The sequence below is a fragment of the Streptomyces sp. HUAS TT7 genome, from assembly GCF_051550175.1.
Lineage (GTDB): Bacteria > Actinomycetota > Actinomycetes > Streptomycetales > Streptomycetaceae > Streptomyces.
In genome coordinates, this window is sequence record NZ_CP196175.1 from 7,282,472 (window position 1) to 7,304,407 (window position 21,936).

Annotated in this window: 22 protein-coding genes; 8 read left to right on the top strand and 14 right to left on the bottom strand. The window is 72.0% G+C overall.

The window, feature by feature from the left end; all coding sequences use genetic code 11:
* Nucleotides 1-70: 70 nt before the first annotated feature.
* The gene (locus tag ACSHXC_RS32860; RefSeq protein ID WP_189960599.1) at nt 71-517 is read right to left on the bottom strand and encodes an Lrp/AsnC family transcriptional regulator; all 447 of its coding nucleotides are present in this window, start codon (nt 515-517) and stop codon (nt 71-73) included.
* Between the two features lie 95 nt (nt 518-612).
* Between ACSHXC_RS32860 and ACSHXC_RS32865 the strand changes: the two genes are divergently transcribed.
* Nucleotides 613-1,098, top strand: coding sequence for a rhodanese-like domain-containing protein (locus tag ACSHXC_RS32865; RefSeq protein ID WP_438294991.1), 486 nt, complete (start codon nt 613-615; stop codon nt 1,096-1,098).
* 58 nt (nt 1,099-1,156) lie between these two features.
* Here ACSHXC_RS32865 and ACSHXC_RS32870 read toward each other — a convergent pair whose 3' ends face one another.
* From ACSHXC_RS32870 to ACSHXC_RS32880, 3 genes are all read right to left on the bottom strand, one after another.
* Complete coding sequence (locus ACSHXC_RS32870; RefSeq protein WP_438294992.1) at nt 1,157-2,833, bottom strand: DUF885 domain-containing protein; 1,677 nt, start codon at nt 2,831-2,833, stop codon at nt 1,157-1,159.
* An 82-nt stretch (nt 2,834-2,915) separates the two neighbouring features.
* Entirely contained in the window at nt 2,916-4,328 is a 1,413-nt protein-coding gene (locus ACSHXC_RS32875) for a GNAT family N-acetyltransferase (RefSeq protein ID WP_438294993.1), read from the bottom strand.
* 153 nt (nt 4,329-4,481) lie between these two features.
* A complete protein-coding gene (locus tag ACSHXC_RS32880; RefSeq protein ID WP_438294994.1) occupies nt 4,482-6,038 on the bottom strand; it encodes an alkaline phosphatase D family protein in 1,557 nt (518 codons plus the stop codon).
* A 200-nt stretch (nt 6,039-6,238) separates the two neighbouring features.
* Here ACSHXC_RS32880 and ACSHXC_RS32885 point away from each other — a divergent pair, with 200 nt between their 5' ends.
* Nucleotides 6,239-6,637, top strand: coding sequence for a VOC family protein (locus tag ACSHXC_RS32885; RefSeq protein ID WP_438294995.1), 399 nt, complete (start codon nt 6,239-6,241; stop codon nt 6,635-6,637).
* A gap of 50 nt (nt 6,638-6,687) precedes the next feature.
* Here ACSHXC_RS32885 and ACSHXC_RS32890 read toward each other — a convergent pair whose 3' ends face one another.
* On the bottom strand, nt 6,688-7,560 hold the full coding sequence (locus ACSHXC_RS32890) for an alpha/beta fold hydrolase (RefSeq protein ID WP_438294996.1): 873 nt from the start codon (nt 7,558-7,560) through the stop codon (nt 6,688-6,690).
* Nucleotides 7,561-7,903: 343 nt separating this feature from the next.
* Between ACSHXC_RS32890 and ACSHXC_RS32895 the strand changes: the two genes are divergently transcribed.
* Nucleotides 7,904-8,668 (top strand): GntR family transcriptional regulator, encoded by a 765-nt coding sequence (locus ACSHXC_RS32895; RefSeq protein WP_438294997.1) that lies wholly within the window; start codon nt 7,904-7,906, stop codon nt 8,666-8,668.
* A gap of 58 nt (nt 8,669-8,726) precedes the next feature.
* On the opposite strand, the gene ACSHXC_RS32900 is transcribed toward ACSHXC_RS32895, so the two are convergent.
* From ACSHXC_RS32900 to ACSHXC_RS32910, 3 genes are all read right to left on the bottom strand, one after another.
* Complete coding sequence (locus ACSHXC_RS32900) at nt 8,727-9,884, bottom strand: ROK family transcriptional regulator (protein WP_438294998.1); 1,158 nt, start codon at nt 9,882-9,884, stop codon at nt 8,727-8,729.
* An 88-nt stretch (nt 9,885-9,972) separates the two neighbouring features.
* The gene (locus ACSHXC_RS32905; RefSeq protein WP_438294999.1) at nt 9,973-10,623 is read right to left on the bottom strand and encodes a response regulator; all 651 of its coding nucleotides are present in this window, start codon (nt 10,621-10,623) and stop codon (nt 9,973-9,975) included.
* 166 nt (nt 10,624-10,789) lie between these two features.
* Nucleotides 10,790-11,962, bottom strand: a complete 1,173-nt coding sequence (locus tag ACSHXC_RS32910; RefSeq protein WP_438295000.1) for a sensor histidine kinase — start codon at nt 11,960-11,962, stop codon at nt 10,790-10,792.
* 107 nt (nt 11,963-12,069) lie between these two features.
* Between ACSHXC_RS32910 and ACSHXC_RS32915 the strand changes: the two genes are divergently transcribed.
* The 3 genes from ACSHXC_RS32915 (at nt 12,070) to ACSHXC_RS32925 (ending at nt 14,253) form a co-directional block, all read left to right on the top strand.
* Nucleotides 12,070-13,002, top strand: a complete 933-nt coding sequence (locus tag ACSHXC_RS32915) for an ABC transporter ATP-binding protein (protein ID WP_438295001.1) — start codon at nt 12,070-12,072, stop codon at nt 13,000-13,002.
* Nucleotides 13,003-13,005: 3 nt separating this feature from the next.
* On the top strand, nt 13,006-13,752 hold the full coding sequence (locus ACSHXC_RS32920) for an ABC transporter permease (protein WP_438295002.1): 747 nt from the start codon (nt 13,006-13,008) through the stop codon (nt 13,750-13,752).
* 66 nt (nt 13,753-13,818) lie between these two features.
* On the top strand, nt 13,819-14,253 hold the full coding sequence (locus tag ACSHXC_RS32925; RefSeq protein ID WP_438295003.1) for a hypothetical protein: 435 nt from the start codon (nt 13,819-13,821) through the stop codon (nt 14,251-14,253).
* A gap of 112 nt (nt 14,254-14,365) precedes the next feature.
* Here ACSHXC_RS32925 and mug read toward each other — a convergent pair whose 3' ends face one another.
* The 3 genes from mug to def form a co-directional block, all read right to left on the bottom strand.
* Nucleotides 14,366-14,911, bottom strand: coding sequence for a G/U mismatch-specific DNA glycosylase (mug, locus tag ACSHXC_RS32930; RefSeq protein ID WP_438296964.1), 546 nt, complete (start codon nt 14,909-14,911; stop codon nt 14,366-14,368).
* A gap of 13 nt (nt 14,912-14,924) precedes the next feature.
* Nucleotides 14,925-16,367: an adenylosuccinate lyase gene (gene purB / locus ACSHXC_RS32935; RefSeq protein WP_438295004.1), complete on the bottom strand. Its 1,443-nt coding sequence runs from the start codon at nt 16,365-16,367 to the stop codon at nt 14,925-14,927.
* A 173-nt stretch (nt 16,368-16,540) separates the two neighbouring features.
* Nucleotides 16,541-17,188, bottom strand: coding sequence for a peptide deformylase (def, locus tag ACSHXC_RS32940; RefSeq protein ID WP_438295005.1), 648 nt, complete (start codon nt 17,186-17,188; stop codon nt 16,541-16,543).
* Between the two features lie 165 nt (nt 17,189-17,353).
* Here def and ACSHXC_RS32945 point away from each other — a divergent pair, with 165 nt between their 5' ends.
* Nucleotides 17,354-18,076, top strand: a complete 723-nt coding sequence (locus ACSHXC_RS32945) for a GNAT family N-acetyltransferase (RefSeq protein ID WP_438295006.1) — start codon at nt 17,354-17,356, stop codon at nt 18,074-18,076.
* A gap of 90 nt (nt 18,077-18,166) precedes the next feature.
* Here the strand turns inward: ACSHXC_RS32945 and ACSHXC_RS32950 are convergent, their stop codons facing one another.
* Nucleotides 18,167-19,003, bottom strand: a complete 837-nt coding sequence (locus ACSHXC_RS32950; protein WP_438295007.1) for an SGNH/GDSL hydrolase family protein — start codon at nt 19,001-19,003, stop codon at nt 18,167-18,169.
* 180 nt (nt 19,004-19,183) lie between these two features.
* Here ACSHXC_RS32950 and ACSHXC_RS32955 point away from each other — a divergent pair, with 180 nt between their 5' ends.
* Complete coding sequence (locus ACSHXC_RS32955) at nt 19,184-19,438, top strand: holin (protein WP_438295008.1); 255 nt, start codon at nt 19,184-19,186, stop codon at nt 19,436-19,438.
* A 4-nt stretch (nt 19,439-19,442) separates the two neighbouring features.
* Here ACSHXC_RS32955 and ACSHXC_RS32960 read toward each other — a convergent pair whose 3' ends face one another.
* Together ACSHXC_RS32960 and ACSHXC_RS32965 are read right to left on the bottom strand one after the other, a co-directional pair.
* Nucleotides 19,443-20,468 (bottom strand): hemolysin family protein, encoded by a 1,026-nt coding sequence (locus ACSHXC_RS32960; protein WP_438295009.1) that lies wholly within the window; start codon nt 20,466-20,468, stop codon nt 19,443-19,445.
* A complete protein-coding gene (locus tag ACSHXC_RS32965) occupies nt 20,465-21,799 on the bottom strand; it encodes a hemolysin family protein (protein ID WP_438295010.1) in 1,335 nt (444 codons plus the stop codon). Before ACSHXC_RS32965 ends, ACSHXC_RS32960 begins: the two co-directional genes overlap by 4 nt.
* Between the last annotated feature and the right edge of the window lie 137 nt (nt 21,800-21,936).

Consider the following 21,936-nt stretch of genomic DNA (forward strand, 5'->3'; position numbering starts at 1 on the left):
TTTCGGGAAGGGGCGGGGTGGGGCTTCCCGGGGTCTGGGGCGGAGCCCCAGCGCGCACCCGGCCCCCAGCTCAGCGGCCGATCGCCCGCCGCGGGAGCGGGGACGAATACACCACGCTCGTCGTCACCGACCCCAACGCCCCGATCTTCCCCGAGATCTCCTCCAGGTGGCTCATCGACCGCGCCCCCACCTTGATCACAAAGCAGTCGTCCCCCGTCACATGGTGCGCCTCCATGATCTCCGGCGTCGCGTCCACCAGATCGTGGAACGGCTTGTAATGGCCGTTCGGATAGCGAAGCCGCACAAAGGCGAGGATCGGCCGGCCGAGGCGTTCCTGGTCGACGACGGCCGTGTAGCCCGCGATCACCCCGGCCTCTTCGAGGCGACGTACCCGCTCGGTGACGGCGCTCGCCGACATGGAGACGGTCCGGGCCAGCTCGGCGAACGTGGCCCGGCCTTCCTGCTGGAGGGCTTCCAGAATGCGCCAGTCGGTGGCGTCCGGGGAATACGCGGTCATGCCGCACAGACAACCGTGAAATCCTCGGCGGATCAAGAGATGTTCCGGGGATCGGACCTTCCCGGAGTTGATCATCGGGCCATAGATTTTCAGCCATGACGACACAGCTCACCGCCCCCGCCAACCCCGTCCTGCGCGTGGCCCCGGCCGCCCCCGCCGACGCCGCCGCCTACTTCCGCGCCAGTCTGGTCTTCCACGCCGACGTCTCCGACGTGGCCTCCGGACTCGCCGTCGAGGGCGACCCCGGATTCGTGGTCCTGGACTCCCGCTCCACCGCGTCCTGGGACCAGGGTCACGTGCCCGGCGCCGTCCACCTGCCGACCGCGCTGATCGCCGAGCAGGCCGAGCAGCTCCTGGACAAGTCCGTGCCGGTCGTCACGTACTGCTGGGGCCCGGGCTGCAACGGTGCCGCCCGCGCGGCCCTCGCGCTCGCCGAACTCGGCTTCCAGGTCAAGGAGATGCTCGGCGGATTCGAGTACTGGGTCCGCGAGGGCTTCGAGTTCGAGACGTGGGAGGGCCGCGAGAGGCGTGCCGCCGACCCGCTGACCGCGCCGGTCGACTCCGAGGACTGCGGTTGCTGAACCCGGAGGGCAGCGAGGGGGCGGGGCGGCCCGGTCACCGGAGCGCCCCGCCGGTGCCTCAGAGCTTGGACAGCTCGTCGACCAGGTCGTCGAGACCGAGCGAGCCCTGGGAGAGGGCCGCCATGTGCCAGGCCTTCGGGTCGAAGGCGTCGCCGTGCCGGGCCCGGGCGTTCTCGCGGCCGAGCAGCCAGGCGCGCTCGCCCAGCTTGTAGCCGATCGCCTGCCCCGGCATCGACAGATAGCGGATCAGCTCGCTCTGGACGAAGTCCGCCGGACGGCTGCTGTGGCTGCTGAAGAACTCGTGTGCCAGCTCCGGCGTCCAGCGCTCACCCGGGTGGAACGGCGAGTCCGCGGGAATCTCCAGCTCCAGGTGCATGCCGATGTCGATGATCACCCGGCAGGCGCGCATCATCTGCGCGTCCAGGTAGCCGAGCCGCCGCTCGGGGTCGGTGAGGAAGCCCAGCTCGTCCATCAGGCGCTCCGCGTACAGCGCCCAGCCCTCGGCGTTGGCGCTGACGTGGCCGACGGTGGCCTGGTAGCGGGAGAGCTGGTCGGCGACGTGCACCCACTGCGCGATCTGCAGATGGTGGCCCGGCACGCCCTCGTGGTACCAGGTCGACACCAGGTCGTACACCGGGAAGCGGGTCTCACCCATGGTGGGCAGCCAGGTGCGGCCGGGCCGCGAGAAGTCCTCGGAGGGGCCCGTGTAGTAGGGGGCCGCGGCGCCGCCGGGCGGTGCGATGCGGGACTCCACCTTCCGTACCCGCTCGGCGAGTTCGAAGTGGGTGCCGTCCAGTGCTTCGATGGCCTCGTCCATCAGGGACTGCAGCCAGTCGCGGACCTCGTCGACGCCCTCGATGTGCGCGCCGTGCTCGTCGAGGTGCGCCAGCGCCTCCCAAGGGCCGGCGCCAGGGAGGATCTTGGCGGCCTCGGTCTGCATCTCGCCGAGCAGCCGGTGGTACTCGGACCAGCCGTACGCGTACGCCTCGTCCAGGTCGAGGGCGGTGCCGTTGTAGTACTGCGACCAGCGCTGGTACCGCTCGCGGCCCACCGTGTCGGCGGATCCCTCGATGGCCGGCGCGTACACGTCGCGCAGCCAGTCGCGCAGCGCGGCCAGGGCGGCGGACGCCCCGCCCGCCGCCGCGTCGAGCTCGGCGCGCAGCGACTCGGGGCCCGGGGCCGCGAATCCCTCGAAGAAGCCGGTCTTCACCCACTCGCCGAGCTGGCCGATGACGGTGTCGGTGGCGCGCGGGCCACCGAACAGCTTGCGTTCCAGGCCGAGTTCGAGCGAGGCGCGGTAGCCCTCGATGGCGGCGGGCACCGCGCGAAGCCGGGAGGCCACCGCCCGCCAGTCCTCCTCGGTCTCGGTCGGCGTCATGGTGAACGCCATCCGGACACTGTGGGCCGGCGAGTGCAGATTGCTGACCGCGCGCAGGCCCTCGTCCGCTTCGTGGACGGCGAGTTCGGAGGTCAGCCGCTCCCGCAGCAGCCGGCCGCAGCGGCGCTCGGCGTCGCTGTCGGCGCCAGGCTGCCGCTCGGCCTCGTCGAGGCGGGCGAGCGTGGTGCGCGCCAGGTCGGCCACGGCCGACTGTCCTGCGGGGGAGAAGTCGGGCAGGAGGGCGTGGCTCGCCCTGACGCCCAGATAGCTCCCGGTGATCGGGTCGAGTTCGATGAGTGCGTCGACATAGGCGTCGGCGACCTGGCGGGGCAGCGCGCTGCTGGAAGTGACTGACATGCGGACATCCTCTCCAAGTGAGGGCTCCGCGTCACCACCAATCCTGCCGGAACGCCTGACCGGGTCGCCGGAACCGGACTGCTCAGCGCTGTTCGAAGCCCCCGAGACGGCCGACGGAGCTCATCGGGGCCGTCTTGTCGAGGCGGGCGGTGACCACCAGGGTGCCCTCCTCGACCTGGTAGTCCAGGGGCAGCCCGAGCCCCCGCATGGCCGCGACCATGCCGGTGTTGGACGCCTGGGTGACGGCGTACACGCTGTCGCAGCGGGCCTCCATGGCGAGGTCGGCCAGGCGGCGCAGCAGTTCGGAGCCGATGCCGCGGCGCTGCCAGGAGTCCTCGACGAGCACGGCCACCTCGGTTTCGTCGCCGTCCCACAGGAGGTGGCCGAGCGCGACCAGGCGTCCGGAGGCGGTCTGCACGGCGAGGGTGCGGCCGTAGCGCGGGCTGAGGAGGTGTCCGAGGTAGCGGTCGGCGTCGGCGACGGGGCCGTGGTAGCGCAGGCCGAGGGTGCGGTCCGAGCACCGCTCGTGCATGGCCTTGGCGGCCTCGATGTCGCTCTGGTCGGCGCGCCGTACGGTGATCTCGTTGCCCTCGGGCAGAGTCAGGACGTCCTCGCTGCGCGGCACGCGCGGGCCGAGCCGGGCATCCAGCTCCACGAGCGCCCGCGCGCGGGCGAACTCGGTGGGGGTGAAGGGGAGATGGGGCCGCTCGATGGTGATCGCCCCGCCGTTCGGGTCGCGCAGCCGCATGGTCGTCGACTCCAGTACGCCCTCGACCGGGGCCGTCTCACCGGTGGGGCGGCCGGTCAGGGAGACCGCGGGCAGAGAGTGGATGGTGCAGCGGCCGAGCAACTGGCGCAGCGCGAGCGGGAGTTCGGCCGCGTCGAGTGCGGTGCGGGTGGCCAGGCCGAGGACGCGGGTCGGGGCGTCCACGAGGTCGTGGGCGTCGGCCCGCTCGGTCCAGGTGTCGTGGCCGCCCGCCGCGGAGACCGCCCGGGCCAGTTCGGCGGCCGACAGCTCGGCAGGCGTACGCAGCAGGAACTCGTCCACCGTGCCGTCCGCGAGCGGATGCGTCTGGAGCGTGAGGATGTCCACGCGGTGCCCGGCGAGCGCGGTGCACAGCGTGGCGAGGCTGCCGGGCTCGTCCCGTACGGTCGTCCGCATCCGCCAGAGCGCCGTCCCGCGGGGCGCGCTGCCGCTCCCCGCGTCGCCCTCGGTCGCCGGGCCGTCGGTATCGCCCGTATCGCCGGTATCCGGGAGCGGCGGCGCATGGCTGTGGCGGCGTGCCCACCAGGTGTGGAACGCCGCCGTGGCGATCAGTGCCACGGCCGAGGCGATCAGCAGGAACGGTCCGTCGGGGCCGTGCGCGACCAGGTTCGCGAGTCCGTCGGCGACGGCCACGGCCGTGAACAGCGCGGCGAGTTCGACGAGGTCCCGCCGCCAGTGGTGACGGCGGCGGGCCTGCTTGTTGGACAGCTGTCCTTGCATATCAGTCATGGCATCACTGTGACTCAGTGCTGTTGCGTGATCACGAACGCTTTGTGACTGACAGGTTAAGTGTGCTTCTGATGCTCTTTTGGCTGTTTTCTACCGGGCGTGGCCTGGAGTGTTCGCCTCCGCGACCCGGCCTGCCCGTCACCGGCTCTCGGATCACTGACCTACGAGCCCGGGCCGCAGCACCTGGGTGAAGAATACCGAACCGCCCTGCGCCCGCAGCCGTACGGTCAGCTCGCCGGAGCCGCCGTCGATCTCGACCTCGCCGAAGTTCGGCGGGGCCTCCATGGGGGAGGCGTTGGCCTTGGTGGGGGCCTGCACGAAGACCTGCTGGGGGCCGAACGTGCCGTCCACCTTGTCCGGCGGGAAGCCGCCCGCGGCGAGCGGCCCGGACACGAACTCCCAGAACGGGGCGAAGTCCTTGAACGCCGCGCGCGACGGGTCGTAGTGCTCGGCGGCGGTGTAGTGCACGTCCGCGGTGAGCCACAGCGTGCCGGTGATCCGCTGGTGCTTGATGAACCGCAGCAGCTCGGCGATCTGCAGCTCGCGCCCGAGCGGCGCGCCGGGGTCGCCCTGGGAAACGGCCTCGAAGTCGGTCGCGCCGTCCACGACGACGAGGCTGAGCGGCATGTCCGCGGCGATGACCTTCCACACCGCGCGCGATCTCGCCAACTCCCGCTTCAGCCATTGGAGTTGCTCCGCGCCGAGGATGCCGACCCGGTCGTCGGGCTGCCGGCCGGGCGAGTTGGCGTCGCGGTACGTCCGCATGTCGAGCACGAACACATCGAGGAGCGGTCCGTGCCGCAGCACGCGCTGTACCCGTCCCGCGCGGTCGCCGGCCCCCAGCGTCGAGATCGGGAAGTACTCGCTGAACGCCCGCCGCGAACGGGCCGCGAGCACGTCGAGGTTCTTCTCCGTGTAGCGCGCGTCGTCCAGAATCTGGCCCGGGTACCAGTTGTTCCGAACCTCATGGTCGTCCCACTGCACGATGGACGGCACCTGGGCGTTGAACGCGCGGACGTTCTCGTCGAGCAGGTTGTAGCGGAAGTTGCCCCGGTATTCGGCGAGGGTCTCGGCGACCTTGGACTTCTCCTCGGTGGTGATGTTGCGCCAGACCCGGCCGTCGGGCAGCGTCACGCTCGGCAGGATCACGTTGTCGGCGTAGATGTTGTCGCCGCTGCACAGGAAGAAGTCCGGGTCCAGGCGTCGCATTTCGTCGTACACGCGGTATCCGCCGATGTCCGGGTTGATGCCCCAGCCCTGCCCCGCGATGTCCCCGGACCACAGGAACCGCACGTCGTCGCGCCGGCTGCCGGGCGCGGTGCGGAAGGTGCCGCAGACCGGCTGCCCCGTGCGCCGCGGGTCGTCGGGGTCGGCCAGGGTGACCCGGTAGTGGATCTGCTCGCCGGCCGGAAGCCCGCGCAGCGACGTCGTACCGGTGAAGTCCGTACCCGGCCCGAGCAGCGGCCCCTGCCATCTGCGGGCGCGCCGGAAGGACTCCGTCGCGGACGTCTCCACGACCATCCGGGCCGGGCGGTCGGAGCGCGCCCAGATGAGCCCGGACGAGGCGGTGATGTCACCGGCCTGCACACCCCAGGAGGCGCTCGGCCGGCCGGAGCGGGCGAACGCGGGCGCCGCGGCGAGCCCGGTCGGCAGGGCGAGACCCGCCGACGCGGCGAGCGAACCCTTCAGTACGGTACGGCGGTTGGGCATGGGTGTCGCCTCCTGGGGAGGTTGGTCGCTGGGCCCTGCCATGCCTACTGCCCGGCTGCGGCGCGGGCGCGAACTCCGGGTGAACAACCGGCCTAGGGCCCGGGGACCGGGACCAAGGAACGATCGACCCGGCGATCTTCGTTGACTAGGTTGCGAGTACGGGACGCCGACGGGGCGGACCAGGGAAAGAGGAGGACCGGATGCCCATCGGCGGCCGTTCACACATCCGTATCGCCAGGCCGTCCCTCGACCTTGCGGCGGCCGAGCGCTTCTGGGTCGGGGGTCTTGGCCTGAAGGTCGTCTACCGAGCCGAGGCGGACGGGCACGACCTCCTGATGCTCGGCCGGCCGGACGCCGACTGGCACTTGGAACTGGTCCGCGAGGCGGGCCGCCCGGTCGAGCCCCGGCCCACCGAGGAGGATCTCCTCGTCATCTACCTCGACGAGGAGGTCCCCGCGGAACTCGTCGACCGTCTGGTGGAGTACGGCGGCATACGCGTCCAGTCGCCGAACCCGTACTGGAACGAATGGGGCGTGACCATCGCCGACCCGGACGGGTACCGGCTCGTGCTCTGCAAGCGCGGCTGGTCCAACGCCTGACCGCCCAGCCCCGGAGGGCGACTTCGTCGAGGCCTGAACCCGACCTGGAATCAGGCGAGTTGGGCCGCCGGTCGGGACGGAACCTCGCCGACCGGGCGGCTGCCGTCCAGGATGACCCGGGTGACCAGGGCCGGGTCGTCGTTCATGGGGACGTGGCCGCAGCCGGGCAGCCGCACGAGCCGGGCGCCCGGGATGGTGTGCTTGGCGCGGACGCCCTGGCGGCGCAGGAGCAGCCGGTCCCCGCTGCCCCAGGCGACGGTCACGGGCACCCCGGGCACGTCGTCGGTGAACAGGACGTCCTGCCCGGCGGCCAGGGTCTGCTCGAAGCCGGGCGCGGCGCGCAGCGCCAGCGTCTCGGCGACGACGGCTTCCGGCGAACGGCGGCCGGGCCGGGCATAAATGGTGCTGGTCAGTGCGGTGCGCCCGGCGGCGGTGCGGGACATCCGCTCGATGACCGGGACCGGCAGCGCCTTCGCCACCAGCCGCATCGTCCGCAGCATATTGAACGCGTACTGCCGCTCGGACGGCGTCCAGAAGCCCGCCGGGGAGAGCGCCGTCACGGACCGTACGAGCTTCTCGCGCCCCAGCTCCAGGGCGAGCAGGCCGCCCAGGGAATTCCCCGCGACGTGCGGCCGCTCGATGCCGAGGGCCTCGCACAGCGCGCCGAGGATCGGGACGACGGTGGAGAGGTCGTAGGCGGCGCCCTCCGGCAGCGCGGGCGAGGCGCCGAAGCCCGGCAGGTCGATCGCGATCACGTCGCGGTCGGCGGCGAGCAGATCGAAGACCGGATCCCAGGCCTGCAAGTGATGGCCGATCCCGTGGAGCAGCAGAAGCGGCTCGCCCTTGCCCTCGCGCCGGTAGGTGACCGAGGTGGAGCGGCTCCCCAGGGGAGTGTCGATCGTGAACGAGATCTCTGCGGTCATGGGGGCTGCTCCCTGTTCTGGGATCCACGCTTAGACGTCCTGTCAGCAACAACTACCGCTCGGTAGCTTGGAGTTCAAGAGGCATATCGGACATCTCGGTGGCCCGGTGACTTTTCCCGGAGCCCGGCCGATGCCTCGGGGACCCTTGCGCAGGGGGGCATCACCGGGACGCGAACGTCGTGTGAACGCTCTGCGGCAACCCTCGTGCGCGCTCCGTAACGGAACGAGGATTGGTCTTGACCAAGGGGGTGGGCCGCCCTATGGTCGCAGAGTTAGTGCAGGAACCTTTAATAAACAAGGGCACGGAAAGCCGCCGCGGACACGGCGATTGCGGAGGATCAGGGTGGGGACCACGCAGCTGGAATCGGTGCCGGAGCCGAAGTACTGGCACCTCAGGACGGTACTCAGCGAGGCGCTCGACTCGGACTTCGCGGTGGGTGAGATCCTGCCCAACGAGCGTGATCTCGCGGCCCGGTTCGGCGTCGCGCGCGCCACGCTCCGCCAGGCACTGGAACAGCTCGAACTGGAAGGCCGGCTCCAGCGCCGCCGCGGCGTCGGCACCACCGTCGCCCCGCCGCGCACGGCCGTCTCGGTCGCCACCGCCCAGCACGACTGGCCCGGTGCGCCCGGCGACGCCTGGCAGACCGCGGACGCCACGGCCGCCGTGCCGCCCGCCGCGGTCGCCCGCCTCTTCGACACCGCCGCCGGCGAGGAGATGCACACCGTCCGCCGGACCCGGGTCGCCCACGGGCAGGCCGTCGCCGCCGAGCTCCTCTATGTTCCGGTCGACTCGGTACCCGAGCTCTCCGCGATCGACGTGCCCTCGGGGCCGGCCCGCGGCCGCGCCGTCCTGCGCGAACTGCAGCGCCTGGAACTCGAAGGCCAGGACCGCGCCGTCGAACTCGGCTCGGCACGCGCCGACGACGCCAAGGAACTCGACCGGCTGCCCGGCGCCCCCGTCCTCGTCGTGACCACCCGGTACTTCGCCGGAGGCCGCACCGCTGCCGTCTCCGTCGCCACCTACCGAGCGGACACCTGCCGCCTCACGTTCGGCGACTCGGTCGACGTGGAGATCAACCACCCCGACCAGCAGCGCCAGGCCTCCTGACCCCGGTCCGGCGCTCGATGCGAGGTGCCTCGGGACGGTCACCCGGACCTGGGGCGCCTCAGCGCCGCGCCGTCACCGTTCCTTCGACGGCGAACAGCTCTTCCTCCACGTGGTCGAGGGCGAGCCGCAGCGCGCCGGTCGCCACCACTGCCTCGCCCAGCATCGAGAGCACCACCCGGGGCGGCCGCAGACAGTAACGCGCCAACTCTCTGCGCAGCGGCTCCAGTACGCCGTCGATGCCGGCCGCCCAGCCGCCCACGACGACCAGCTCCGGATCGAGGGCGAGCACCAGCGCGGCCACATCGTGCACCAGCCGCCGAAGGAACCGCTCCACCGCGGCCTGGGCCCGCGCATCGCCCTGCCGGGCCAGCGCGAACACATCGGCGACGGCCTGTTCGTCCAGCGGGTGCAGCGGCTCGTCCGTCGTCGAGAGCAGTTTCTCGGGGGTGACATCGCGGCCGAGCAGATGCAGCGCGCCGATCTCGCCCGCCGCGCCGCCGAAGCCCCGGTGCAGCCGGCCGCCGATCAGCGAACCCGCCCCCGGACTCAGGCCGGCCATGACGAAGACGATGTCGTCGGAGTCGGCCGCCGCACCCTTCCAGTGCTCGGCGACGGCCGCGGCGTTGGCGTCGTTCTCGACCAGTACGGGACAGCGGAAGGAACGCCGCAGCCGCTCGCCCAGCGGCAGGCCCGTCCACCCGGGCAGCGCGGTGCCGAGCCGCACGGTGCCGTCGGCCTCGACGATGCCCGGGCTGCCGACGCCGACCGCACGCAGCGAACTGCGCGCCACACCGGCCCGGCGCAGCACATCGGCGACGGTCATCCGGACCCGTTCGAGGCGCTCGTCGGCCGAGGCGGTCTCGGGCACCTCGCGGGAACCCGCGCCGAAGATCCGGCCGTCCAGACCGGAGAGGAGAGCGGCCACCCGGTGCGGGCCGATCTCTATGCCGAGCAGATGCCCCGCCTCGGCCCGGAACCGGAACCGCCGCGCGGGCCGGCCCTGACGCCGCGCCTCGCCCTCCTCGGGGGCCGACTCGACGACGAGCCCGGCCTCCATCAGGCCGTCGACCACGCCCTCGACCGTCGGCCGGGACAGACCCGTGATCCGGGTCAGATCGGTCAGCGTGGGAGATTCCGCACCCCTGAGGGCGTGCAGCACCACCGCGGAATTGATCCTCCGCAGCAGAGAGGGGTCCCCGCCGGTCAGCCGCCCCAACGTGTGTCCTCCCAGCTCGTGCGCGTGTCTGCCGGATCGTACTCGCTGGTCAGGTGTACGGCGAGCGGCGGCCGGTAACGGAGGCGCATCAGCTCGGGGCCACGAAACCGGACTCGTACGCGGCGATGACCGCCTGCGTGCGGTCCCGGGCTCCCAACTTCGCCAGCACCGCGCTGACATGCGTTTTCACGGTCTCCGTGCCGACGACGAGCTTGGCGGCGATCTCCGCGTTGGAAAGTCCGCGCGCCATGAGACGCAGCACCGCGGCCTCCCGGTCGGTGAGCGCCGCCTCGGCGAGCGCCGTGCGCGCCGCGCCGTTGCCGTACTCGGCGGCGAGCGCGCGCACCGCCGCCGGGAACAGCAGCGAGTCGCCCTCCGCCACGAGCCGGATCGCGTTGACGATCTCGGCGGGGCGGGCCCGCTTCAGCAGGAAGCCGTCGGCTCCGGCCCGCAGAGCCTCGTACACGTACTCATCGTTCTCGAAGGTCGTCACGACCAGGATCTTCGGCGGGTCCTCGACCGTGCGCAGCACCGCCCGGGTCGCCTCTATGCCGTCCAGGAGCGGCATCCGCACATCCATCGCGACCACGTCCGGCCGCAGCTGCCGCACCAACGGGATCACGGCCGCGCCGTCGGCAGCCTCGCCCACCACCTCGATGTCGGGCTGTGCTTCGAGCACGGCCCGCAGACCCGCGCGGACCAGGGGTTCGTCGTCGACCAGAAGTACGGTTACCGGCATCCGGCCAGCCTAGCCGCAGGCCAGAGGGGGCCTGGGGGCCTGTGGACAACGCCGGATCAGCTGCCGGGCCATCGGCGCCGGGCGCAGGGCCGCACCTCCGGCCCTGTCCCAGACCAAGCCGTACCTCCAGCCCGGTGTCAGACCAAGCCATGCCTCCGGCCCGGTGTCAGATCAAGGTGTCCAGCGGCAGCCGCACCCGCACCCGCCACTCGCCTTCATGCGCCCCCGACTCCGCCTCCCCTCCGAGCAGCGCGGCCCGCTCCCGCATCCCGCGCAGGCCGCTGCCTCCCTTTCCGCCGGGCGCCGCCCCCGTCAGCGGGTTGGTCACATCCATCTCAAGTCGCCTGCCCAGCACGGCCATGCGGATCCGCACGGGTACGGGACCCGAGTGCCGCAGCACATTGGTGAGTGCCTCCTGCAGGATGCGGTACCCCTCCCTCGACACCGGACCGGGCACCTGCTCCAGCGGGCCGGAGAACTCCGCGTCGACCGCGGCGCCCGAGCCACGGGCCGAATCTATGAGCCGGTCGGCCTCCAGGAGCGTGGGGCGCTGACTGGCCGGCAGGCCCGTCTCGCGCAGGACGAGCAGCACCCGCTCCAGGTCCTCCAGGGCGGCCCGGCCGGTCTCCTCGATCGCCGCCAGCGCCCGGTCGGTGAAGGCGGGATCCCCGGCCGCGCGGGCCGCGCCCGCCTGTACCACGGCGACGGTCAGCGCATGGCCGATGGAGTCGTGGATCTCGCGGGCTATGCGGTTGCGCTCCAGGAGCAGCTCGGTCCGCTCTTCGAGCGCGGTGAGTCGCTCCGTGGCCGAGGGCCCGAGCAGCTTGCGGGCGATGAAGGTGATCAGGTTCCCGGCCAGCACCAGACAGGCCAGCATGACTATGAGCGGCACCAGCGCGAGCGGCACGAGCCAGCCGTGGGGCGGCAGCCAGGGCGCCATCCCTCCGAAGACCAACGGCGGCCCGCCGAACCCCCGCGCGACCAGGTCCACGGACAGCGCCGGAAGCCAGACGGTGCCCGCGATCGTCACGCCGGACAGCATCAGCCGCGCCTCCAGCCAGAGCACCGTCCGCCAGCGGTCGCGCCACGTGGCCGACGGCGCGGCCGCGATGGAGGCGTCGGGCCTGCCGCGCTCGCCAGGAGTGAGCAGGAGCTGCGCCTGAATGCCCTCTTCGAGACGCACCGCCGGTATCAGCCCGAGCGGCACGACGAGCAGCCCGAGGACCCACACCCGGTGGTCGATGAAGAGCCAGATCGCCACGAACGCGGTCGGGATCAGCAGATGCAGCCAGCGTGTGTAGGTGCCCGGGCGGGCCAGCGGGCGAAGTGAGCGGTGCATTCGCCCATCGTCCCAGCGCGGTGATCGATCCGGCTCCCCCGTGCGGGGGAGAAGCTCCCCACTGCCGGGGGAGGCGGCTGACCTGCGTGGACGGCGACGCTTGGGGCATGACAAGGATCGACGTCCAAGAGCTCCGCAAGGAGTACGGCACCACGCGAGCCGTGGACCGGCTCACCTTCGCGGTCGAGCCCGGCCGGGTGACCGGCTTCCTCGGCCCCAACGGCGCGGGCAAGTCCACCACCCTGCGCATCCTGCTCGGCCTCGACCGGCCGACGTCCGGCACCGCACTGATCGGCGGCCGCCGGTACGCGGACCTGACGGAGCCGTTGCGCGCGGTCGGCGCCCTGCTCGACGCGCAGGCCGCGCACGGCTCCCGCACGGCCCGCAGCCATCTGCTGGCCCTCGCGGCGAGCAACCGCATACCGGTGAGGCGCGTGGCCGAGGTCCTTGAGGAAGCCGGGCTCGCGGGGGTCGCGGGCCGCCGGATCAAGACGTTCTCGCTCGGGATGCGGCAGCGGCTCGGGATCGCGGCCGCCCTCCTCGGTGACCCGGCTGTGGTGATCCTGGACGAGCCGTCCAACGGCCTGGACCCCGAAGGGATCATCTGGACAAGGGAGCTGATGCGCGGCCTCGCACGGGAGGGGAGGACGGTGCTCGTCTCCAGCCACCTGATGAACGAGACCGCCTCGTTCGCCGACCACCTGGTCGTCCTCGGCCGTGGCCGGCTCCTCGCCGACACCCCGATGCAGGACTTCATCGACTCCCGGATCCGGCCCAGGGTCCGGCTGCGCACCACCGAAGGCGCCCGGCTGCGGACTCTCCTGCTGGGCAAGGGCTTCGACCCGGTCCAGGGAGAGGGCGGAGTCTGGACGGTGGAGGGCGCACGCGTCGACGAGATCGGCCCGATCGCAGCACACGAGGGCATCCCCATTCTCGAACTCGCCAATGAAGAAGGCACGTTGGAGGAGGCGTACCTCGATCTGACCGCCGACCAGGCGGAGTACGCATCCTCTCGCGCCCCGCAGACCCAGGAGGCCTAGGCCATGTCGTTCCCCGCGGTACTCCACACCGAGTGGATCAAGGTCCGTTCGCTGCGCTCCCTGATGGGTTCCCTGCTGACCGTCCCCGTGGCGACGGCGGGCCTCTCCCTCCTCATCTGCGCCGCGCTCGGCCGCCCGCAGCCCGGCAGCACGGACTTCGACCCGGTGCTGTTCTCCTACTACGGCCTGAATTTCGGGCAGTTGGCAGCGGTCATTTTCAGCGTCATAGCCATGGCGGGTGAATACAAGAACGCGGGGATCCGGATATCCCTGGCGGCCGTGCCCAACAGGACGCTGTTCTACGGCGCCAAGCTGGCGGTGATCGGCGGATGCGTCCTCGCGGTCGGCCTGGTGGCCAGCCTGATCAGCTTCCTCGGCGGCCAGGCGCTGATGGACCGGGGCTTCGGCATAGGCATCGCGGATCCGGGCGCGCTGCGCGCGGTCGTCGGCTGCGCCCTCTATCTGGCCCTGGTCAGCCTGCTCTCGGCAGGGGTCGCCGCCCTGCTGCGCAGTGTCACCGGCGCGCTGAGCGTGCTCGTGCCGCTGTTCCTGATCCTCCCGTTCGTGGTGGGAGACGTGTCGCAGGGCGGCGGCGCGGCCGACTTCCTGCCGGACCGGGCGGGCCGGCAGATCCTGCTCCAGGCCCCGGCGGGGACGCTCGGGCCGTGGAGCGGGATGGCCGTCCTGGCGGCCTGGACGGCGCTCGCGACAGCCGTCGGCTGGTGGGCGCTGCGGCGCCGCGACGCCTGACCGGATGGCAGCCGTCCAGCGGCTGACGGCACGCCAATTGTCAGTGCCGGGCGGTTTACTGACGACATGACCACCGCTCTGTATCTCCAGCACATCGACCGGCTGCGCTCCCGGGCATTCCCCGCGGAGCGCAGCCGAAGCGGCGCGGAAGTGAGCGGCCCGGGATACCACTCCGCATGCCTGAGCGCCGACGAGGAGGAATGGGAGGACCTGACGGACCGACTGGAAAAACGCGCCCAATGCGTCGCCGACCACGACGCCCTGGTGGCCGAGCTCACCCGACGCTGGGAGGAACCGCAGTGGATAAGCCTATGGAGTGCCCAGGCCCGGCTGGTCGCGGGCGAGGCGATACCGGAGCCCTGGGCGGAGTTCGCCATCGGCTTCGACTTCCTGAACCTGTGGCGGATCGAGGGCAGATGGATAGCCGTGGGCCTCGACCTGGAGGCGGAGGGCCCGGGCTGGGACCTGAGCGTGACGGTGACGGAGGTGGACCCGCCCTAGCGAGCAGGGTGCCAGCCTCTTTGCCGGGAGGCGCACCCCGAAGGGGGCGCGGGGAACTGCGTGACCAGCCGCGGACGGCCCGCACCCGAAGTGCCGTACCGCAGTGAGGGGCCTAGCCGAGGCTCCCCGCCGCAGCCACACGCAACTTCCCGTACTCCTCGGCCATCGTCTGAGCAGTCCAGTGCGCGTTCAGCCCGCTGGGATTGGGCAGTGCCCACACCCGGGTCGTGCCGATCGTGTGCTCCTGCGGGCCGATCCTGGCCCGGCGGTCACCGAAAGCCGTGCGGTACGCGGTGACGCCCACAACCGCCAGCCAGTCGGGCCGGAGCCGATCGACCTTCGCCGCCAGCAGGCGTCCGCCCTCGCGGAACTCCTCGGCGTCGAGTTCGTCGGCCCGAGCCGTGGCCCGGGCCACCACATTGGTGATGCCGAGACCGTACGAGAGGAGCTCGCCCTGCTCGGAGGGCTTCAACTGCCTGGGGGTGAAGCCGGACAGGTGCAGTACCGGCCAGAAGCGGTTGCCCGGGCGGGCGAAGTGGTGGCCGGTGGCGCCCGACATCAGGCTCGGGTTGATGCCGCAGAACAGCACGGACAGACCGCCCGCGATCACGTCGGGGATGACGGTGTCGCGGGCGGCCTGGAGTTCCTCGGGGCTCAGCACGGGTGCGGGATCAGAGGATCGAGCCCGGGGCGTAACCGGCGGCCGAGGGGTGCTGCTTGACGATCTCCTCGATGCGGGAGACCACGGCGGTGACCTGGTCGCCGGCCGCACCGGTGAAGGACAGCTTGTCGGCCATCAGGTCGTCGAGCTGGGCGCGGTCGAGCGGCATGCGCTCGTCGGCGGCCAGCTTGTCGAGGAGTTCGTTGCGCTCGGCACCCTGCTCGCGCATCGCGAGGGCGGAGGCGACGGCGTGCTCCTTGATGACCTCGTGCGCGGCCTCGCGGCCCACCCCGGCGCGGACGGCGGCCATGAGGACCTTCGTCGTGGCCAGGAAGGGCAGGTAGCGGTCCAGCTCGCGGGCGACGACGGCGGGGAACGCGCCGAACTCGTCGAGCACCGTCAGGAAGGTTTCGAGCAGACCGTCGAAGGCGAAGAACGCGTCGGGCAGCGCGACCCGGCGGACCACCGAGCAGGAGACGTCGCCCTCGTTCCACTGGTCGCCCGCCAGCTCGCCCGTCATCGAGGCGTAGCCGCGCAGGATGACCATCAGGCCGTTCACGCGCTCGCAGGAGCGGGTGTTCATCTTGTGCGGCATCGCGGACGAGCCGACCTGGCCGGGCTTGAAGCCCTCGGTGACCAGCTCGTGCCCGGCCATCAGGCGGATCGTCTTGGCGACCGAGGACGGCGCGGCGGCCAGCTGCACCAGCGCCGTCACCACGTCGTAGTCGAGGGAGCGCGGGTAGACCTGGCCGACCGAGGTGAAGGCGTGGGCGAAGCCGAGGTGGCTCGCGATGCGCTGCTCCAGGTCGGCCAGCTTCGAGGCGTCTCCGCCGAGCAGGTCGAGCATGTCCTGAGCGGTGCCGACCGGGCCCTTGATGCCGCGCAGCGGGTAGCGGGCGAGGAGGTCTTCCAGGCGGCCGTACGCCACGAGCAGCTCGTCGGCCGCGGTCGCGAAACGCTTGCCCAGCGTCGTGGCCTGCGCGGCCACGTTGTGCGAGCGCCCGGCCATGACCAGCTCGGCGTACTCGCCGGACAGCCTGCCGAGGCGCGCGAGGACCGCCACCGTGCGGTCCCGCATCAGTTCGAGGGAGAGCCGGATCTGGAGCTGCTCGACGTTCTCGGTGAGGTCGCGCGAGGTCATGCCCTTGTGGACCTGCTCGTGGCCGGCCAGCGCGTTGAACTCCTCGATGCGGGCCTTCACATCGTGCCGGGTGACCTTCTCGCGCTCGGCGATGGAGGCGAGGTCGACCTGGTCGATGACGCGCTCGTAGTCGGCGAGTGCGGCCTCGGGCACCTCGATCCCCAGGTCCTTCTGGGCACGCAGCACAGCGAGCCACAGCTGGCGCTCCAGCTTGACCTTCTGCTCGGGGGACCAGAGGACGGCGAGCTCCGCGGAGGCGTAGCGGCCGGCCAGAACGTTCGGGATGCGAGGCTTCGCAGACACAGCAGTCACGTGTCCAGAGTCTACTGGCGATTTCTGCAGGCCAGCGCCCCACCCCGGTTTGTGCCTTGCTACGAAGCGCTCCGCGGGAAGGGGGAGTGCTTCATCCGCGGGCCGGTGGGGGCTGGTCGCTCCCCCAAGTTCTGCTCTCGGCTTCGCTCGGTCGGCTCGCGTGACGGCCGCTCTCACCGGTCCGAGACGTCGCCGAGCTCGAACCCGAGGGCCTCGGCCGCGGCGGCCGGGGTGGGCTGGGCCCAGCGGTCGGCCATCGCCTCCCGCGAGGACAGCGAGCGCAGCTCCGCGCGGTCCAGGTACAGCGTGCCGTCGAGATGGTCGGTCTCGTGCTGGACGATGCGGGCGGGCCAGCCGGTGAACACCTCGTCCACCGTGCGGCCCTGCTCGTCGAGCGCACGCAGCCGTACGTTCGCGTGCCGGGCCACGACCGCGCCCCAGCCCGGCACGCTCAGGCAGCCCTCGAAGAATGCGGCCCGGCCGGGCCCGACGGGCTCGTACGACGGATTGACCAGGACCCGGAACGGCTGCGGGATGCGGCCACGGGCCTGCCTGATCTCCTCGGAGACCTCCGCCGCGTCCTCGATGACCGCGAGCCGCAGCGGCAGGCCCACCTGAGGTGCCGCGAGGCCGACGCCCGGGGCCGCGAGCATCGTCTCGCGCATCGCCTCGATCAGCCGGGCGAGGCGCTTGCGGTCCAGGCGGTCGTCCACCGGTTCGGCGGGCCGGCGCAGCACGGGGTCGCCGGCGGCGACGATCGGCAAGGGGCCGGAGCCGGCGAGCAGTTGGTCGACGAGGTCGATGAGCGCGGGGGACGACATGCCCCCAGCATGCCAAGAACGATCACTCGACGCGTACCCGGGATCATGTCCGCCTTGTGAACAATCCGGCCGTCCGGGAATGCGTGACCGGAATCGGATCTTTCCCATAAGGGCGCACCCGACGTCGCCCCATGCCGAGATCCCGACATTCCGAGCGAGGAGATCATGCCCGACGCGTCCGTCCGCACCGAGACCCCGGCGCACCCGCTGGACAACCCCGCGTACGCCTCGCTGACCGGGCCGCACGCGCGGTTCGCCGAGGCCCGCGGCAGGGTGCTGCGCTACGAGACCGACGTATCGCCCTGGCTGGGGCTGCCCGAGGACCCGGACGCCGACGACTGGGCGGACCTGGCCGCGCTCGCCGGGCCCGGCGCGGAAGTGGCGCTCCCGGGGGTGCGGGTCGCGCTGCCCGAGGGCTGGGAGATCACCTTCGACCTGGAGGGCGTCCAGCTCGTCGACGAGACGGTGGACGCCCGCCCCGACGAGGAGGCGGTACGGCTCGGAGCGGACGACGTGCCCGAGATGCTCGCCCTCGTGGAGCGCACCCGGCCCGGGCCGTTCCTGCCCCGCACCGTGGAGCTCGGCACCTACCTCGGCATCCGCCGCGAGGGCCGGCTGATCGCGATGGCCGGGGAGCGGCTGCACCCGCCGGGCTGGACCGAGATCAGCGCGGTGTGCACCGACGACGCGTTCCGTGGCCAGGGCCTCGGCTCCCGCCTGGTCCGCGCGGTCGCGTTCGGCATCAGGGAGCGCGGCGAAACCCCGTTCCTGCACACCGCGGCCACCAACACCACCGCCATCAGGCTGTACGAGTCGCTGGGCTTCCGGCTCCGCCGTACCACCCGGTTCCTCGCGGCCCGGGTGCCGGAGCCGAGCACGGCAGGGTGACGGGCCGACGGGTCTTCGCGCTCCCGGTGGCGCCAGGCATGAGCCGCCGAACCCACAACTCCGGTCCTGGGAAGCCCAGTTGATGATGGGTCAGTCCTCGACCCGGACCCACCCCGACACCGGCCCCGCAGCAGCCGCGTTCCCCGGCGTGACCCAGAACGCCTGCCCCCGCGCGGCGTCGAAGTGGGCGCCGCTGCGGCCGTCGCCGGAGGAGCGGCCGGTGACGCGGCGCCCGATCCAGGGCACCAGGTGCCGGCGGGCGAAGCTCAGGTCGGCCGTCCGGCTCGCGACCCAGCCGGGGCGGATGGCGGGCGGCAGGGGCGAGCGCCAGTCGTCCCCGGCCTCCAGGCCCAGCGTCTGCCAGACCGCCTCGGCCACCCTGCGGTGCCCGTCCTCCGTCAGATGCAGCCGGTCCACGTCCCACAGCCGCTGATCGCCGAGCACCGGCGCGCCGTACAGGTCGACGACCAACGCGCCGTGCCGCTCGGCCAGTTCGTCGACGTACGAGAAAAGCTCTTCCATGCGTGGGCGGAAGCGGTCGAGGACCGGGCCGTTGCGGCCCGGGCTGCGCATCAGGACGAGGTGCTTGCAGGCGGGGGCGAGCTGTTCGACCGCCTCCGTGAGGAGTCCGCGCACCCGGCCCATGTCGCACTTGGGGCGCAGGGTGTCGTTGAGGCCGCCGACCAGGGTGATGACGTCCGGGCGCAGCGCGGCCGCCGCGGCCACCTGCTCCTCGACGATCTGCCCGATGAGCTTGCCGCGCACGGCCAGGTTCGCGTACCGGAAGCCGGGTGTGCGGGCCGCGAGGCGGGTGGCGAGCACGTCGGCCCAGCCGCGGTAGGAGCCGTCGGGAAGCCGGTCGGACATGCCCTCCGTGAAGGAGTCCCCGATCGCGGCAAAGCTGGTGTATGAGGCATTCATCTCCATGGCGGAGCGATCGTACCGCGCGGTAGCCATGGCGGCCCGGGGGCACCGAATCCCTCGTGGGGACCGTGATCACAAGGAGGCCGACCAGGCCCTTTCGGCGGAGCCCGTTCCGCGGTATGCCAGGAGCACATCAACTTTTTGGAACCCGGCCGGAACCGGCCGTCGAGAGAGCGAGCGTCGATGTTGTTCACCGCGGCCTTCTGGAAGGCCACCGCCGAGCGTGCCATCCGCACCTTCGCCCAGGCGCTCGCCGCCGTCCTGACGGCCGGCGCGACCAACCTCCTCGACGTCCACTGGACCGCGGCCTTCGCGACCGCGGGCATGGCAGCGGTGCTCGCCGTCCTGATGGCGGTCGGCTCCTCGCAGCTGGGGCAGCCGGGCCCGGGCCTCACCGAGACCACGAACCCGACCCCTGCCGCCAAGCCCGTTCAGTGACCGGCTAGGCCGCGGCCGCAGGCGGGCCCACGAGCTCCCGCAGCACGTCCTCCATCGTGACCAGGCCCGCCAGCTTGCCCTCCTCGCCGAGGACCGCCGCCAGGTGCGTACGGCTGCGCCGCATCGCGGTCAGCACGTCGTCGAGGGGGGTCGCGGCGCGCACCCGGGCGATCGGGCGCAGCGCCGCGACGGGGAAGGCCACCTCGCGCGGCGCCGCGTCCAGGGCGTCCTTGACGTGCAGATAGCCCAGGATGCGGCTCTCCTCGTCGACGACCGGGAAGCGCGAGAAGCCGGAGCTCGCGGCGAGCCGCTCCAGCTCCTCCGGGGTGGTGCCCACCGCGGCCCGTACCACCTTGTCCAGCGGCACGACCACGTCCCGAACGGGCCGTCGTCCCAGCTCAAGGGCGTCGTGCAGGCGCTCGGCCGCCCGGTCGTCGAGGAGCCCGGCATCGCCCGCGTCGGTCACCAGGCGGGCCAGTTCGTCGTCCGAGAAGGTCGACGTGACATGGCCCTTGACGTCCACCCTGAGCAGTTTCAGGACGGTGTTGGCGAAGGCGTTGATCGCGAAGATCGCCGGGCGCAGCGCCCGCGCCAGCGTCACCAGCGGCGGGCCGAGCAGCAGCGCGGTGCGCGCGGGCTCGGCCAGCGCGATGTTCTTCGGCACCATCTCGCCGAGCAGCATGTGCAGATACGTGGCGACCGCGAGGGCGAGCACGAACGACACCGGGTGGATCAGCCCGTCCGGCACGCCCACCGCGTCGAAGACCGGCTCGACCAGGTGCGCGATGGCCGGTTCGGCGACCACACCGAGCACCAGGGTGCACAGCGTGATGCCGAGCTGCGCCGCGGCCATCAGGGCCGAGACGTGTTCCAGGCCCCAGATGACGCTGCGGGCGCGGCGGTTGCCGTTTTCGGCGAGCGGTTCGATCTGGCTGCGGCGCACCGAGATCAGGGCGAACTCGGCGCCGACGAAGAAGGCGTTGACGACCAGGGTCGCCAGCCCGATCAGAATCTGGATCGCGATGATCATCGGCCGGCCTCCTCGTCGTCCTCGGGGTTGAGGGGTGCGTGCAGCAGGACGCGGGCCGCGCGCCGGCCGGACGCGTCGACGACGTCCATGCGCCAGCCGGCCAGGTCCACACGGTCGCCGACCGTCGGAATCCGGCCGAGTTCGGTCGCCACCAGACCGGCGAGGGTCTCGTACGGTCCGTCCGGCACACGCAGGCCGATGGCGGCGAGCTGGTCGTCGCGGGCGGCGCCGTCGGCGGAGTACAGGGTGCGGCCGTCGGCGTCCTGCCCGGCGGGGGCGAGGTCGGGGGTCTCGTGCGGATCGTGCTCGTCGCGGACCTCGCCGACGACCTCCTCCACGATGTCCTCCAGGGTGACGACGCCCGCGGTGCCGCCGTACTCGTCGATGACGACGGCCATGGTGCGCTTGCCGTACAGCTGGTCGAGGAGCCGGTCCACGGTGAGCGTCTCGGGGACGAGCAGCGGCTCGCGCAGCAACGACGTCACCGGGTACAGGCGCCTGCGTTCGGCCGGCACCGCGAGGACGTCCTTGATGTGCGCGATGCCCACGACCGAGTCGAGGCTGCCCCGGTACACGGGGAAGCGGGACAGGCCCGTGGCGCGGGTCGCGTTCGCGACGTCCTCTGCGGTGGCCTGGATGTCGAGCGCGGTGACCTGCACGCGGGGCGTCATCACGTTCTCCGCGTTGAGCTCGGCGAGGCTGAGGGTCCGCACGAACAGTTCGGCGGTGTCCGCCTCCAGGGCGCCCTCCTTGGCCGAGTGCCGGGCGAGGGCGACCAGCTCCTGCGGGCTGCGCGCGGAGGCCAGCTCCTCGGCGGGCTCCAGGCCGAAGCGGCGCACCAGGTGGTTGGCCGTGGTGTTGAGGTGGCTGATCAGGGGGCGGAAGGCCGCGCTGAACGCGCGCTGCGGGGCCGAGACGACCTTCGCGACGGCGAGCGGCGAGGAGATCGCCCAGTTCTTGGGGACCAGCTCGCCGACGACCATCAGGAACACGGTGGAGAGCACCATGCCGAGCACCAGGGCCACCGAGCTCGCGGTCGTCGTGGACAGGCCGAGCGCTTCGAGCGGGCCGGTCAGGAGCTTGGCGATCGACGGCTTGGCGATCATGCCGATGACGAGGCCTGTCACGGTGATGCCGAGCTGGGCGCCGGACAGCTGGAAGGTGAGGCTCCGGACGGCCTTCAGCGCGCTGGAGGCACCTCGTTCGCCGCGCTCGACGGCCCGCTCCAGATCGCTGCGCTCGGCGGTGGTGAGGGAGAACTCGGCCGCGACGAAGACCGCGCAGACCAGCGAGAGCAGTACGGCCGCCAGAAGGAGGAGCACTTCGGTCATCGGGTCACCTCCGTCCCATGATCGGCCAGGCGGAGGCGGTGCGCGCGGTGTCGCGCGGCGGTGCTGGTACTGGGAGGCTCGCCCATGGGCGGACGCTCACACCTTTCAGTCGAGGGGTAGAGGTCCCCCCATGGTAA

Excerpts from the sequence above, each read along its gene's own strand:
- ACSHXC_RS32875 (WP_438294993.1), bottom strand. The coding sequence starts at position 4,328 with ATGACTGATATGCAAGGACAGCTGTCCAACAAGCAGGCCCGCCGCCGT.
- ACSHXC_RS32870 (WP_438294992.1), bottom strand. The coding sequence starts at position 2,833 with ATGTCAGTCACTTCCAGCAGCGCGCTGCCCCGCCAGGTCGCCGACGCC.
- ACSHXC_RS32915 (WP_438295001.1), top strand. The coding sequence starts at position 12,070 with ATGACAAGGATCGACGTCCAAGAGCTCCGCAAGGAGTACGGCACCACG.
- ACSHXC_RS32950 (WP_438295007.1), bottom strand. The coding sequence starts at position 19,003 with ATGGAGATGAATGCCTCATACACCAGCTTTGCCGCGATCGGGGACTCC.
- ACSHXC_RS32920 (WP_438295002.1), top strand. The coding sequence starts at position 13,006 with ATGTCGTTCCCCGCGGTACTCCACACCGAGTGGATCAAGGTCCGTTCG.
- ACSHXC_RS32860 (WP_189960599.1), bottom strand. The coding sequence starts at position 517 with ATGACCGCGTATTCCCCGGACGCCACCGACTGGCGCATTCTGGAAGCC.
- ACSHXC_RS32890 (WP_438294996.1), bottom strand. The coding sequence starts at position 7,560 with ATGACCGCAGAGATCTCGTTCACGATCGACACTCCCCTGGGGAGCCGC.
- def (WP_438295005.1), bottom strand. The coding sequence starts at position 17,188 with ATGTCGTCCCCCGCGCTCATCGACCTCGTCGACCAACTGCTCGCCGGC.
- ACSHXC_RS32960 (WP_438295009.1), bottom strand. The coding sequence starts at position 20,468 with ATGATCATCGCGATCCAGATTCTGATCGGGCTGGCGACCCTGGTCGTC.
- ACSHXC_RS32910 (WP_438295000.1), bottom strand. The coding sequence starts at position 11,962 with ATGCACCGCTCACTTCGCCCGCTGGCCCGCCCGGGCACCTACACACGC.
- ACSHXC_RS32905 (WP_438294999.1), bottom strand. The coding sequence starts at position 10,623 with ATGCCGGTAACCGTACTTCTGGTCGACGACGAACCCCTGGTCCGCGCG.
- ACSHXC_RS32925 (WP_438295003.1), top strand. The coding sequence starts at position 13,819 with ATGACCACCGCTCTGTATCTCCAGCACATCGACCGGCTGCGCTCCCGG.
- ACSHXC_RS32965 (WP_438295010.1), bottom strand. The coding sequence starts at position 21,799 with ATGACCGAAGTGCTCCTCCTTCTGGCGGCCGTACTGCTCTCGCTGGTC.
- ACSHXC_RS32865 (WP_438294991.1), top strand. The coding sequence starts at position 613 with ATGACGACACAGCTCACCGCCCCCGCCAACCCCGTCCTGCGCGTGGCC.
- ACSHXC_RS32955 (WP_438295008.1), top strand. The coding sequence starts at position 19,184 with ATGTTGTTCACCGCGGCCTTCTGGAAGGCCACCGCCGAGCGTGCCATC.
- ACSHXC_RS32945 (WP_438295006.1), top strand. The coding sequence starts at position 17,354 with ATGCCCGACGCGTCCGTCCGCACCGAGACCCCGGCGCACCCGCTGGAC.
- ACSHXC_RS32880 (WP_438294994.1), bottom strand. The coding sequence starts at position 6,038 with ATGCCCAACCGCCGTACCGTACTGAAGGGTTCGCTCGCCGCGTCGGCG.
- ACSHXC_RS32885 (WP_438294995.1), top strand. The coding sequence starts at position 6,239 with ATGCCCATCGGCGGCCGTTCACACATCCGTATCGCCAGGCCGTCCCTC.